The sequence below is a fragment of the Desulfosporosinus cupriresistens genome (assembly GCF_001707885.1).
Taxonomy (GTDB): domain Bacteria; phylum Bacillota; class Desulfitobacteriia; order Desulfitobacteriales; family Desulfitobacteriaceae; genus Desulfosporosinus.
Genome location: NZ_MASS01000054.1, coordinates 1 through 13088, shown reverse-complemented (window position 1 = coordinate 13088; position 13088 = coordinate 1). Strand labels below are relative to the sequence as shown.

General features: G+C 40.6%; 11 protein-coding genes and 1 pseudogene. 10 read left to right on the top strand and 2 right to left on the bottom strand.

Annotation, left to right across the window (positions count from 1 at the left end):
• Positions 1-85: 85 nt before the first annotated feature.
• Positions 86-2281 (bottom strand): catalase/peroxidase HPI, encoded by a 2196-nt coding sequence (gene katG / locus DSBG_RS17350; RefSeq protein ID WP_068965601.1) that lies wholly within the window; start codon positions 2279-2281, stop codon positions 86-88.
• Positions 2282-3216: 935 nt separating this feature from the next.
• On the opposite strand from katG, the gene DSBG_RS24230 reads away from it, so the two are divergent.
• The 10 genes and pseudogenes from DSBG_RS24230 (at position 3217) to DSBG_RS17300 (ending at position 10816) form a co-directional block, all read left to right on the top strand.
• A complete protein-coding gene (locus DSBG_RS24230) occupies positions 3217-4125 on the top strand; it encodes a GGDEF domain-containing protein (protein WP_348980983.1) in 909 nt (302 codons plus the stop codon).
• 209 nt (positions 4126-4334) lie between these two features.
• Positions 4335-5621, top strand: a complete 1287-nt coding sequence (locus DSBG_RS17340) for a 3-isopropylmalate dehydratase large subunit (RefSeq protein ID WP_068965597.1) — start codon at positions 4335-4337, stop codon at positions 5619-5621.
• A 16-nt stretch (positions 5622-5637) separates the two neighbouring features.
• The gene (locus tag DSBG_RS17335) at positions 5638-6162 is read left to right on the top strand and encodes a 3-isopropylmalate dehydratase small subunit (RefSeq protein WP_068965595.1); all 525 of its coding nucleotides are present in this window, start codon (positions 5638-5640) and stop codon (positions 6160-6162) included.
• 518 nt (positions 6163-6680) lie between these two features.
• The gene (locus tag DSBG_RS17330; protein ID WP_068965594.1) at positions 6681-7307 is read left to right on the top strand and encodes a DUF3786 domain-containing protein; all 627 of its coding nucleotides are present in this window, start codon (positions 6681-6683) and stop codon (positions 7305-7307) included.
• 59 nt (positions 7308-7366) lie between these two features.
• Positions 7367-7555: a DUF6199 family natural product biosynthesis protein gene (locus DSBG_RS24225; RefSeq protein ID WP_068965592.1), complete on the top strand. Its 189-nt coding sequence runs from the start codon at positions 7367-7369 to the stop codon at positions 7553-7555.
• 101 nt (positions 7556-7656) lie between these two features.
• Positions 7657-7872, top strand: coding sequence for a tautomerase family protein (locus tag DSBG_RS17320; RefSeq protein WP_068965590.1), 216 nt, complete (start codon positions 7657-7659; stop codon positions 7870-7872).
• Between the two features lie 190 nt (positions 7873-8062).
• The gene (locus DSBG_RS17315; protein ID WP_068965587.1) at positions 8063-8632 is read left to right on the top strand and encodes a flavin reductase family protein; all 570 of its coding nucleotides are present in this window, start codon (positions 8063-8065) and stop codon (positions 8630-8632) included.
• A gap of 591 nt (positions 8633-9223) precedes the next feature.
• Positions 9224-9379: pseudogene (locus tag DSBG_RS22600) on the top strand (MATE family efflux transporter); the annotation flags it as partial.
• 124 nt (positions 9380-9503) lie between these two features.
• Positions 9504-10175 (top strand): SanA/YdcF family protein, encoded by a 672-nt coding sequence (locus tag DSBG_RS17305; protein ID WP_068965583.1) that lies wholly within the window; start codon positions 9504-9506, stop codon positions 10173-10175.
• Between the two features lie 209 nt (positions 10176-10384).
• Complete coding sequence (locus DSBG_RS17300) at positions 10385-10816, top strand: CBS domain-containing protein (RefSeq protein WP_068965581.1); 432 nt, start codon at positions 10385-10387, stop codon at positions 10814-10816.
• A gap of 179 nt (positions 10817-10995) precedes the next feature.
• Here the strand turns inward: DSBG_RS17300 and DSBG_RS17295 are convergent, their stop codons facing one another.
• A complete protein-coding gene (locus DSBG_RS17295) occupies positions 10996-12690 on the bottom strand; it encodes a methyl-accepting chemotaxis protein (protein ID WP_068965579.1) in 1695 nt (564 codons plus the stop codon).
• Positions 12691-13088: the final 398 nt, after the last annotated feature.

The following is a 13088-nucleotide window of genomic DNA, read 5'->3' as shown; positions in this document are numbered from 1 at the left end:
TTTCCTGTAAAAGAAAGGAGCATATTCTAGATGGTATAGGCTTTATGATATAAAAATCCCCCGGTGATCGGGGGATGAATCCTTTTCAAGCAAGGTCGAAACGATCTGCGTTCATCACTTTGTTCCAGGCAGCCACGAAGTCATGTAAGAACTTATCCTGAGAATCGTCACAGGCATAGACTTCCGCGATGGCCCGGAGTTGAGAGTTTGAACCGAAGATGAGATCAACCCGGGTACCGCTCCATTTGAGTTCGCCTGTCGCGCGATCACGACCCTCGAACACATTTTCATCCGCAGATGTCGCTTTCCACGTTGTGCTCATGTCGAGCAGATTCACGAAGAAGTCATTGGTAAGCGTCTCTGGTTTCTTGGTGAAGACACCGTGCTGAGAGTGTCCGTAATTGGCATTCAGGACGCGTATGCCGCCAACCAGAACCGTCATTTCCGGAGCGGTCAAGGTTAGCAATTGGGCACGATCAAGCAAAAGTTCTTCTGCTGATACGGAAAATTTGGTTTTTAAGAAGTTGCGGAACCCATCTGCAGCTGGTTCGAGCACCGAGAATGAGCTAACGTCGGTCTGCTCCTGCTTGGCATCTGTGCGTCCCGGACTAAAAGGAACGGATACATTGTGACCGGCATTCTTCGCTGCTTGCTCTATACCCGCACATCCACCAAGGACGATCAAGTCAGCAAGAGAAACTCTCTTTGGGCCTGTCTGTGCACTGTTGAACGACCTTTGGATTTTTTCAAGGACCGAAAGCACTGTATTCAGCTGACTTGGCTGGTTGACTTGCCAATCCTTCTGTGGTGCCAAGCGGATGCGCGCCCCGTTTGCTCCGCCGCGTTTATCGGAGCCGCGGAAAGTAGACGCCGATGCCCAGGCTGTTGAGACCAGTTGGGAGACGGACAGGTCGGAAGCCAAGATTTTCCCCTTGAGATCCGCGATATCCTGTTCGTCAATCAATTCATAATCGACTGCCGGCACTGGGTCCTGCCAGATCAGTTCCTCCGCAGGAACCTCAGGACCGAGATAGCGTGAGCGTGGACCCATATCGCGGTGGGTCAGCTTGAACCATCCACGGGCGAAGGCATCTGCGAACTCCTCAGGGTTTTGCTGGTAGCGCCGCGCGATGGGTTCATAGATCGGGTCGTAGCGAAGGGAGAGGTCCGCTGTGGTCATCATTGGCCGGTTTTTCTTCGACGGGTCGTGGGCATCAACCACCATGTCTTCTTCGGCCACGTCCTTGGCCAGCCACTGATGCGCGCCGGCCGGGCTCTTGACCAATTCCCACTCGTATTTGAACAGCACCTTCAGATAGCCCATGTCCCATTTGGTCGGGTTAGGCTTCCAGGCGCCCTCGATGCCGCTGCCGATGGTATCGCCTCCTTTGCCGCTGCCGAAGCTGTTCTTCCAGCCGAGGCCCTGTTCCTCGATGCCGGCGGCCTCAGGTTCAGGACCGACATACGTCGGATCGCCTGCACCGTGACACTTGCCGAAGGTATGTCCGCCGGCGACGAGGGCGACAGTCTCTTCATCGTTCATGGCCATCCGGGCGAAGGTCTCCCGAACGTCGTGGCCGGAGGCGACGGGATCCGGGTTACCGTTCGGCCCTTCTGGGTTCACGTAAATCAGACCCATCTGTACGGCGGCGAGGGGATTCTCGAGATCCCGGTCGCCGGAGTAGCGCTTGTCGCCAAGCCACTCGGCCTCAGAGCCCCAATAAATGTCCTCTTCCGGCTCCCAGACGTCTGCGCGTCCGCCGGCGAAGCCGAAAGTTTTAAGTCCCATTGACTCGATAGCGCAATTGCCGGCGAGGATCATCAGGTCGGCCCAGGAAATTTTCCTGCCGTATTTCTGCTTGATCGGCCAGAGCAGACGGCGTGCCTTGTCGAGGTTCACGTTATCGGGCCAGCTGTTGAGGGGCGCAAAGCGTTGGGTGCCGGATCCCGCGCCGCCACGGCCGTCGTTTGTGCGGTACGTGCCTGCGCTGTGCCACGCCATCCGGATGAAGAGTGGCCCGTAGTGACCGTAATCCGCAGGCCACCAATCCTGTGAGTTGGTCATCAATACAGATAGGTCCTTCTTTAGGGCTTCCAAATCAAGCTTGTTGAACTCTTCGGCATAGTTGAACTCTGAAGCCATGGGATTACTGAGGTTCGAGTTCTGATGAAGAATCTTGAGGTTCAACTGGTTCGGCCACCAGTCCTTGTTAGAAGTGCCACCGCTTGCAGGAGTATTTTTCGTTCTGCCTGTTACTGGGCATTTTCCTTTTTCATCCATAAAGTCCCCTCCTCGTAATAAAGTCATTGAGTAAGTGTTACAAATCTGGATTATCAAGGGAAGGATGGATTTTCGACGAAAGGAGAAAATACTTCCCGACCTTGACAACAATGCCAGAAACCAGTCACAAATAAATCAAGATCTAAGATATGAAGGTATGTAGATTGTCGTTTTAGACAACTAGGCACTTCTTTTGTATATTGAAATAAATTTGCTCGATTGTTGGGTGATTCGGATTTTGGCACAGAGTTTGTTTTTTAAGTTCATTTAGTTAAGAAATCAAAAGTTTGTGTCGTTTTGAATTATTGCTAGTATTACATATTACTATTATAATTAAAAATATAAAATTAAAATAATTACAATTTATTATATAGTAGAATGAAACGGATGACAATAAAAAACCATGAAAATTCAAAATGAAGCTTGTGGAAACCCCACTTGGTAAGGCGCAAGCCGCATCAATAACAAGCTAGTCTTGAATAGCCATATATCAATTTGGTATGGTGTTTATGTTTCTTGGATTATTTCAGGAATTCAGAGTGGTTATGAAAGAAATATGTGGTATGCTTTACTGAGAGCAGTGTAGGGAGATACATAATGTATATATCGATTAAACGTCGAATTAGGTTGAGTTATAAATAATTCTAGATAAGGGGAGAGTATATTTGATATTTTCTTCAGTATTGTACTTATTCTTTATTGGATTATTTAATACTTTAACAACACATACCTTGCTCTCAAGGAAAAAGTCAATCGTATTCTGCATAAATACTTTTGTCTTAACTACAATATTTGTGTACATTATCAATATTTGTGCGGAAAAATATATACATAATTCGGTGATTATAGAATATGTATTATATTTAATCTCCTGTTTGTATTTAGCTTATATACATATCGTATTTAAGGAATCAATATCAAAAAAGATATTCGCAATGTTTAGCATTTGGATGTTCTCGACAATATGTCTGGTTATTTCTATTAAAATTGCTGAATTATATTCAGGCATTAATGATATTAGATATAATCTAAAATATATATATATTTTTAGAGAGTGTTTTCAAATATTACTTTTATCAACCAGCTACTTCTTTATAAGTAGTGCATACAAAAAAGTCCTTAGCAAAGTATCTAATAAAACCATAGGTTTTATGTCCTTGTACCCAGTTTTGGCATTTCTATTGTTAATTAATAACTATACGACATCAATTGATGGCTTAAAAAGTTTAAACTTTACATGGAATATGCTTTTGCTTTTGGTATTTATTATTTTGGGATATGTGTTTGTATTTACAGGGATATCATCAGCATCTCGAATAATATCCATGCAATATAATATCGAGAAACTGGAGTGGATTTCCAGGTCAGATCCCTTAACTGGCCTTTATAACAGAAGGTATATTATGGAAAAAATTGAAAGTGAGTTCATAAGTACTAAAAAAAATGCAAAGAAGTTTTCACTCATTCTTGCAGATATTGATTTTTTTAAGAAGATAAATGATACCTTTGGACATGACTGTGGGGATCATGTTCTTAAAGTAGTATCCAAAAGCCTAAAAGATGCTGTGCGAGAACAAGATTTCGTATCTAGGTGGGGTGGAGAGGAATTTCTGATCTTACTTCCGGAAACCGAAATCGAAGGCGCACGCATACTGGTGGATCGAATAAAGAGAATTATAGAAGAACAAATTATCGAATATAATGGAGTACAAGTGTCAACTACGATGACCTTTGGGGTAACCGAAAGCCAAGATTATGGAATGATTGAAGATATAATTAAAAGAGCAGACAATGCGCTATATGAGGGGAAAAGTCGAGGTAGAAGCTGTATTATTCTTGCCTAATTCAAGAAGACTTCCTGCAACCTTATTGCTTCCTATAATCTTGAATATTTAAACTTCCATAAAAAATTTCTTCGGACAACTAGGCTGGGTTTTAATAAAGTTTAAAATTATCCTTTTATACTACAAGGATTTATTATAAAATGTGTTATAAGGTTATTCAACCAGCATAAGTTTAGAGGTTTCAATGTAAAGAAATAAGGAGAAGTTAAATGGGAAAAACAATAGCTGAAAAAATATTTGATTCACACAGGGTAAACATGCCTTTTCCTGATACGCATGTTTTAAAATTGGATAGGGTTTTCTGTCATGAAATTACAACCCCGATTGCAATCACGGATCTTATGGCAAGGGGAATGGACAGAGTCTTTGATCCCACGAAAATAAAAGCTGTTATAGACCATGTAACACCTGCAAAAGATTCTAAAACTGCTGAACAGGGAAAGATACTACGCGATTGGGCTAAAAGGCATGGTATCAAAGACTTTTTTGACATCGGAAGAAATGGTGTTTGTCACGCAATATTTCCAGAAAAAGGATTCGTAAGACCGGGTTATACAGTTATTATGGGGGATTCGCACACCTGTACTCATGGAGCGTTTGGTGCTTTTGCAGCAGGTGTCGGAACGACTGACCTTGAAGTAGGCATACTTAAGGGTGTCTGTGCCTTTCATTTCCCAAAAACAATTAAATTTGTGCTTAATGGCACCTTAAATCCTGGCGTTTATGCCAAAGACCTGATACTTTTTATTATTAAAGAACTGACAGTAAACGGTGCCACAAACATGGTCATAGAATTTACTGGACCGGTTATCGATGCCATGTCAATGGAATCACGTATGACATTATGCAATATGGCAATTGAAGCCGGAGGCACTTGTGGAATATGCTACCCGGATATGACAACAGTCGAATATCTATGGGGCTTCATTAAAGACGAATTTAACACTAAGGAAGACGCTTTTAAAGAATACTCAAAATGGATTTCAGATGCGGATGCTTCTTATGAAAAAGTCTATGAATATGATGTTACGAATTTAGAACCAATGGTTACTTTCGGGTACAAACCAGATCAAGTAAAAACAGTCAATGAAATGTCAGGTACCAAAATTGATCAGGTTTATATAGGAAGTTGTACAAATGGTCGAATAGAAGATCTGAGAATTGCTGCCAATATTATTAAGGATAAAAAAATAAGTGATGACGTACGTGCAATTGTAAGTCCCGCAACTCCAGATATTTATTCCATGGCCTTAAAAGAAGGATTAATTGAAATTTTCCAGAACGCTGGTTTTTGCGTTACAAACCCAACATGCGGAGCATGTCTTGGCATGAGTAATGGGGTTCTTGCTAATGGTGAAGCCTGTGCTTCTACAACAAACCGAAATTTTAATGGCAGAATGGGCAAGGGTGGTACAGTACATCTGATGAGCCCTGCTACCGCTGCAGCTTCAGCGATTGAAGGAAAAATAGCAAATTCACAATTGTATAAAGCGTAAGTATCGGGAGGGAAAAATGAAAGAATTTAGTGGAAAAGTCTTATTCTTAGATAGAAGTGATATCAATACCGATGAAATCATACCAGCAAAGTACCTTACAGAAATCACTAAAGAGGCATTGAAACCCTATTTATTGGAGGATCTATCTCTTACCGGTTTTAACACTAAAGAAAATATTGAGAACAAAGCTGCAATTGTAACAAGAGCCAATTTTGGTTGTGGCTCTTCCAGAGAGCATGCCCCATGGGCCTTGGAGGTAAATGGAATAAATGTAGTGATTGCTGAAAGTTTCGCAAGAATATTCAGACAGAACATGTATAATTGTGGTATGTTCGCCATTGAATTACCAACAGATAAGATCGAATATCTTTTTGAGAACTACGCAGGGAAAGACACTTCAATAACAATTGACTTTGATAACGATAAGATTATGGTAACTTCATCAGACCAATCAGAAGAAATTGATTTCAAAGTTGGAGAGTTTGATAAGACACTTGTTAAAGAAGAAGGCTGGGTTGGTTACGCTGATAAAAACTATTGATTCATAAGTCTATTATTTATAGCTCAATGTTGGCTTCTAACCTGTATAACCATCGGTTTGCAGGTTTTTTCTTTTCAATATACGAAGCGCTTCAATCAATTTGGCAATTATCCTAAACCTATCCCCCAGCTCGTGAGATAAGTTATCAGTCGATCAAGAGTGAATGTGATGATGAAATTGTCATTCCCTGCACGGATGATTTGCTTTTAATGCGGCCTATGACACTCTGGACGAAGGATCCACGGCGCTCATAAAGTGCTATGATAGGCTGGCTGCCGAAAGTTACACGCAAAGCCTGCCCTTTTTCCGAGGGCAGGCTCTTGCTATATTTGTGGCTTTTAAAGGATGATTCATTTCGAACTGTTAGATTTTTTGTTATTTCCCGGATTATATCCACGATCTGGCAGGAAATCCAGGGAAAATGTGGAAAGGTATATGACGGGCGGTAGAGTAATTATCACAGCCCTCGTACGAGTCTTGAGAATGAGCATCTGAGGGTGCAATGAAAGGGGAATCTGATGAGTAGTGGTTATGAACAAATTTATGAAAGCCTAATACCTAAATTAAGTGGATGTGATTTTTTAGAGGTGGCTGAACGACTTGGTCTGTCACCTCAGCCGGATGGTGCCTTATCAGTAAATTTTCTGGGCCGAGAATACGAGATTAGTTCTCGTGGTGTTAATCCCACGAACGGTAAGCCGGTCAATGTCAACAACCGCAGTGTGCTGGCTTATTATACCTTGTCCAAAGGTGCGGGTGAACCTGCATTTTCATATGTGCCGATTTCTAATCTTACGGGCCCAGGAATAATATTCAGCACAAATATAAAATGGATGACCGATCCGCTCGGTAAAATATTAAGTGGAGAATATGTAAAATTCAGCGAAACTATACGCAGATTAGGCGGGGTTTTTCAGGGTAAGTTAAAGGGCGGCTATTCATGGCTTCTGAAAGCTTTGCCGAAAATCCTTCTCCAAATTGTTTATAATGATGGAGATGATGAATTTCCTTGCGAAGTTCAGATCTTTTTTGATAAAAATGCTTCATGCTTTATGGAGTTTGAATGTCTAGCTTTTTTAGAGGGATGTCTTGTAAGGGCGATAATTATGACCGCCGAAACGGGAGACATAGCCGGATGGGTGTAAAACAGGGGTATATAGTAATGGTAACAAAATAATAGAAATTTAGATGAAAGGAGTTAGAAATGACTATATTTTTAAAATTGATCATAAGTGTAGTTTTACTTGTTGGAATAATTAATCCAAGAATCGCATGGATGATTTCTGAGGGATGGAAATTTAAAAATGCTGAACCGAGTGAAGTGTATTTACTATTTAATAGGATAATGGCTATCGTAATTCTTATAGTAATTTGGCTTATATTCCCAGGTTAAAGGACTAATGATATTATTTTTTAAATCATAGATAACGAGTTATCAAGCGGTAGGTAGGATATTGATAAATTCAAACCCCAATCGAGTGCAGAAGTGCGCATATGAAGCGCGACATAGACTTTGTATTTATAGAAATTATCATGTATCCTGGTAGAAGCGTTGAGATGAAAAATCAGCTCATGGAAAGAATCAATCTTTTGGTTCATAATTCGTTCGGTGTTGACCGAGGGGACATAAACTGCTGCATTATCGAAGTACTTGCAGAAAATTGGAGTGGAGGGGTATCGCACAAATATATCGAAGAGCTACTGAATTGATTGTCGATAACGTACATAAACATGCTAATCTATGAGTATATTGGGAATAATGTAGATGAAATTCTTAAAAGTTTAAAGCTCTCGGTAAGATTAGGCCGGAACTGGTTGATGGGAAATCAGTTATTCTTATTGCGGTTAAAGAAGAAAACCTGGTGGAAGACCAGGTCAATAAAATTAAGAGGTGAAATATATGAAAAAAAGTTTAGGCGCTAAAACTTTGGTTTATCCTACACCGGTTTTCGTTATATGTACTTATGATAACGAAGGTAATCCAAATGCCATGACGGCTGCTTGGGGAGGTATTTGCTGCTCATCTCCACCTTGCATTGCGGTTTCATTACGCAAAGCCACCTATACTTATGGTAACCTTATGGAAAAAAAAGCTTTCACAATAAATATTCCTTCAGAAAACTATGTTAGGGAAGCCGATTATTTTGGCATGGTCTCTGGAAAAAAAGAAGATAAATTTGCTAAGACTGGTCTTACGCCGGTTAAAAGTGAGCTTATTGATGCCCCTTATATAAGAGAATTCCCTATTAATATTGAGTGTAAGGTTTTGCACGTTATTGAAATCGGCCTACATACCCAGTTTATTGGAGAGGTCATGGATGCTAAAATAGATGAGACCATTCAAGAAAAAGGAGATCAGCCAATTATAGAACAAATAAAACCTTTAATATTTGCCCCCGAGAGTAGAAATTACTATGCTATAGGCAAACAAATTGCCCAGGGATTTTCTATAGGCACTGAGATAGGGTAAGGAATTATAATGGCTCCTCGCACTAGACCTGTGCTCAATTACCACTATGTGAGTAAAATTGCCAGGGGGAGCTTTTTAGATCGAATTAGAGATCGAACCCGAGATAATAGAAATAAATAATTGCATAATATAAAAAAGAGGATGCGACTTGCTTCCTCTTTTTATTTTAGGTAATTTCGAGACCAACAATCCTGCTTTTTCAAAGATAAGATATAGTTTTAGATAAAATTCTGATGGGGAAGTATAGGAACATAAGTATTTTACAGGTACCTTCGTAAAGGACGATAGAAGGTTCCATGGCAGAGGGTTTTCCCCACGTCGCGGTATGGAAGACAGCTATCCCGATGGACAATTTGATCCTCGTTTAGAAATGGGGCGAAATCATCTTGGAAAGATGCCTTTTAGTCTCCGTCCTGATGACAGGCCATTCGATCGTCGTCCAGGTATGGGCCGAGGAAGCGCCCTGCTCCATCACAAGATAAACCAGATGAGGAATAAGTGGATTTAAGGACAGCATGAAGGCGCTACTGCAAAACAACCGTGTTGGAGTAGTGCCTTTATATTTTTGCGCTAATTTAGGGTGCGTACAGCATGAAAGGAGTTTTCAATATGGAAAATACGGATCAGAAATCGCTCTATTACCTCGAGAAAGCGCCTGTTTCTAAAGCAATTATGCACATGGTTATTCCCATGATGCTGAGCTTTATTGCTGCGATTATTTATAATATCACCGATGCCTTTTTTATATTTATAGCATAATAAAAAATTATGTGGCGCGATAGAAGAACTAAGTGCGAAGAAAAGGATTTTCTCAGGGTGAAAGAGAATTATTTATGCTAATATCAAATAAGTGAAGGATGGAGTTTATCATATGAAGAATCGTGTTAAGCACATTTTATATGTATCTGTAGTGTTGTTAATTGCGGCGACCATTGGCACTTTAACTATAAATGAATATGTAAAGCATCTGGGGTCAAAATATATTCTTAGTTCAATAGATGTACCTAAGTGTAATGCTATTCTAGTTCTAGGCGCTTATGTTGCTCCAGATGGAACAGTTTCGCCCATGCTGAATGACAGACTGGTTGAGGCTGAGAAATTATATGAATTGGGAAAGGCCCCCAAGGTATTGGTTAGTGGAGATCATGGACGAATGGACTATGATGAAGTTAATGCCATGAGAACGTTTCTTCAAAACAAGAACATTCCCCCAGAAGACATCTTCATGGATCATGCGGGATTTAGCACATACGAGAGTATTTATAGAGCCAGAGATATTTTCCAGGTCCATAAGGTTATTATTGTGACACAGCAGTACCATTTGATGAGAGCGGTATTTAATGCCCGGGCACTTGGGTTGGATGCTTATGGAGTAGCCTCGGATTTACAGGATTATGGAGAAGTAATGAAAGTATATAATTTGCGAGAAATAGCTGCAAGAAATAAAGATTTTATTATTTCCGAATTTATCAAGCCAAAACCGACATTTTTAGGACAGGTCCTTCCTGTTTCCGGTGATGGAAGGGTTACAGATGACAAATAGAACAATCCAGATAACAACACCAGAAACGATTCCTTTAGGATTATCTGCTTTTCTTTTTAGAAGGATATCCCTATAATATAAGCATAGACCTTATCATTAATTGATTTGAAAGTCTGTTCGACTCGTCAAAATGAATATGAATTGTTTGGTTATTATTTAGATTTATAGTATTTGACATTTGAAAATTTAAAAAATGGAGCGTAATGTTAATGAATGTAGCTTTTTTCCTTATACCTAAGAAGGACGTCGTGTATCTTAAAGAAAATGCAACGATGCGTCAGGCTCTAGAGAGGATGGAGTATCACAGTTATTCTGCAGTCCCGCTCGTTAATAGCGAGGGAAAATATGTTGGAACAATTACTGAAGGAGATCTGCTTTGGAAGCTTAAGAATACACCCGGTTTAACATTTCAAAATACGCAGGATATTTTCCTGAGTGAAGTTGAACAACATGTTCAGAATCTGCCAGTAACAATCAATGCCCAAATGGAGGATCTGATTTCTAGAGCTGTAGAACAAAATTTCGTGCCAGTCGTTGATGATCAGCAGATTTTCATAGGGATTGTTCGACGGCGGGAAATGATCGGATATTGCTCGAAGCTTTTGATCCTCCGAAAAGCGGAGACTGCAAAACTAAAATAGGAAGGGGTTAATTCACGTTTTGGATATTAAAAAACACGAGATGATTCACTTTGAATTATCTCGTGTTTTTTAATATCTAATATGTAAAATATTTAGTGAGCATTACAGCTTCAGAGTAATGATTGTCGGTACTTTAATTGATTTGCATTGACTTGATAAGTGTTTCGGAAATAGGGCGCCTAGATTTGAAAAGTACTAACCCCGGTTTGTAAATTCTGGGCCAATTCTGTCAGGCTCTGACAAGATAAGTTAATTTGATCGATAGAAGTCGTGAATCCATCGATGCCTGTAGATGCTTTGGCTGCTTGATCGGCAGTAACCTGGCTAACAGCTCCGATATCCTGAACTCCTGAAACGATTTGCTGACTACCACCTGCCATTTGCTGTATTGAAGAGGCAATCTCGCCTACCTGTACAGAAACTTCATTGACCATATTCAAAATATCACTTAGGCCACAGCCTACAGTGTTGACCACTTTAATTCCATCGTTGACGTTAACCTCTTCTGCATCCATAGCAACGATAGCATGAGCGATGTTATCCCTATTGACCACCACCAAAGCACTGATTTGTCCAGTCGCTATTTTGGCCTTTTCAGCTAATTTGCGAACTTCTTCAGCCACTACGGAGAAGCCACGTCCATGTTCGCCAGCTCGGGCAGCTTCAATTGCTGCGTTTAAGGCGAGCAGATTTGTTTGTTCAGTGATACCGTTAATTAACCGGGCAATGCCTGCTATTTGTTCAGAGCTATCAGCCAGAGCAGTGATGGCCTCTTTAACAACTTGAGTTCCTTGGTTGATATTGGCCATTTGTTCAACGGCTTGTGTAAGAGCCCTTTGTCCATTTTCTGTAGTAACAGCAGTCTTTGTGGTGAGGTCTGTGACGTACTGACTCGCAGCGGCTATCATTTGAATATTAGCGTCTATTTGCTCTATAGCTGCCACGGTCTCGTTGACTGCACCAGCTTGTTTTTCTGTTCCGCCTGCTACCTCGGCGATTGCCACAGCAATTTGGCCGGAGGCCATAGTACCTTGTTCCGTAATATGTAGGAGTTCGTGAGCAGAGGCAGTTACTTCTTCAGATGACTCTGAGACTCTTCTTACCAGAGTAGATAGACTAACTGTCATCTGATTAAAGGCCTGAGCTAATTGGCCTGCTTCGTCCTTAGAGTATATTTTGATCTCGGACACCTTTAGATTTCCGGAGGCAAGTTCTTGGACATTGGTTAGCATTCGTTGTAACGGTTTGGAAATAGCTCGGGCTACCAGTGCCCCAATAGTCACGGCAAGTACTGCAGCGGCAAGCGGGAAGATGAACAGAAGTTTCTCTGCACGGTCGAAATTTAGATTTTCGCGGACAATAGTACTTTTCGCTTTCTGAGTGCTGAATTCTACCAGTTGAGGAAGCACGGTGTTTATATCGTCTAAGATTTTGGTAACGTTATTCGTGAAATAGGAATAGGCCTCGTCTCTTTTATTATTATTCATTAGAGTAACTACTTTTTGCCATTCGTCGCTGTACGCTTGTAGTTCGCCTCTAACTGTTGCTAACTTGGCAACTTCAAAGGGCTCGTTGGCAAGAGGGGTGTAGTTATCCAGAGATTCATTGATTAGGCCTTTGAGCACTGTTGACTGAATGAGTAGGTTTTGTTTTTTAGAGTTGTCCAGAGGCGCCAAAAGAAGCTCTATATTGACACTGCGGATCATCCGGACATTAGCATTTGTCTCATTGATTAGTTTTACAGAAATTAGAGAATTCGTGTAGATATCGTTCATAGCCACTTTGGCTTGTCTATAATAGTAATACCCCATAAAGCTTAATCCAAGCATAAAGAAAACCATTATCAGGACTAAAGCATTAATTTTAAAGAACATTTTCCAGTTATTAAACCAATTCCATTTTAGCTTCCGATTCCGTTTTGGTTTCCAGTTCCACTTTAGTTTCCGATTCCACTTTAGTTTTTTCCAACTCCATTTCGGTTTCCAGTTCCAATTCCAATTCCAATTCATTTACATCGCTCCTTCTATCTTAACAAAAAAGAGTTACCGCCAATTGGTTAGTCATTTCTTGCATATCCTTTCATAATCATAATAGTTGAATGTAAAAGCATAATGAAGTGAATGTAAATTCATTGTTAATTTATCCCCTGTGACCCAACCTTTACATATTTTTATTAAGATTATGAGCTAGAGAATTTTGAATAATAGGAAGAGCGCTTTAACAATTCTGTGATAAATAACTCAAATTTAACAGAACCTAGTGGTTTCTTAAC

Excerpts from the sequence above, each read along its gene's own strand:
- katG (WP_068965601.1), bottom strand. The coding sequence starts at position 2,281 with ATGGATGAAAAAGGAAAATGCCCAGTAACAGGCAGAACGAAAAATACT.
- DSBG_RS24230 (WP_348980983.1), top strand. The coding sequence starts at position 3,217 with ATGTTTAGCATTTGGATGTTCTCGACAATATGTCTGGTTATTTCTATT.
- DSBG_RS17340 (WP_068965597.1), top strand. The coding sequence starts at position 4,335 with ATGGGAAAAACAATAGCTGAAAAAATATTTGATTCACACAGGGTAAAC.
- DSBG_RS17335 (WP_068965595.1), top strand. The coding sequence starts at position 5,638 with ATGAAAGAATTTAGTGGAAAAGTCTTATTCTTAGATAGAAGTGATATC.
- DSBG_RS17330 (WP_068965594.1), top strand. The coding sequence starts at position 6,681 with ATGAGTAGTGGTTATGAACAAATTTATGAAAGCCTAATACCTAAATTA.
- DSBG_RS24225 (WP_068965592.1), top strand. The coding sequence starts at position 7,367 with ATGACTATATTTTTAAAATTGATCATAAGTGTAGTTTTACTTGTTGGA.
- DSBG_RS17320 (WP_068965590.1), top strand. The coding sequence starts at position 7,657 with ATGAAGCGCGACATAGACTTTGTATTTATAGAAATTATCATGTATCCT.
- DSBG_RS17315 (WP_068965587.1), top strand. The coding sequence starts at position 8,063 with ATGAAAAAAAGTTTAGGCGCTAAAACTTTGGTTTATCCTACACCGGTT.
- DSBG_RS17305 (WP_068965583.1), top strand. The coding sequence starts at position 9,504 with ATGAAGAATCGTGTTAAGCACATTTTATATGTATCTGTAGTGTTGTTA.
- DSBG_RS17300 (WP_068965581.1), top strand. The coding sequence starts at position 10,385 with ATGAATGTAGCTTTTTTCCTTATACCTAAGAAGGACGTCGTGTATCTT.
- DSBG_RS17295 (WP_068965579.1), bottom strand. The coding sequence starts at position 12,690 with ATGTTCTTTAAAATTAATGCTTTAGTCCTGATAATGGTTTTCTTTATG.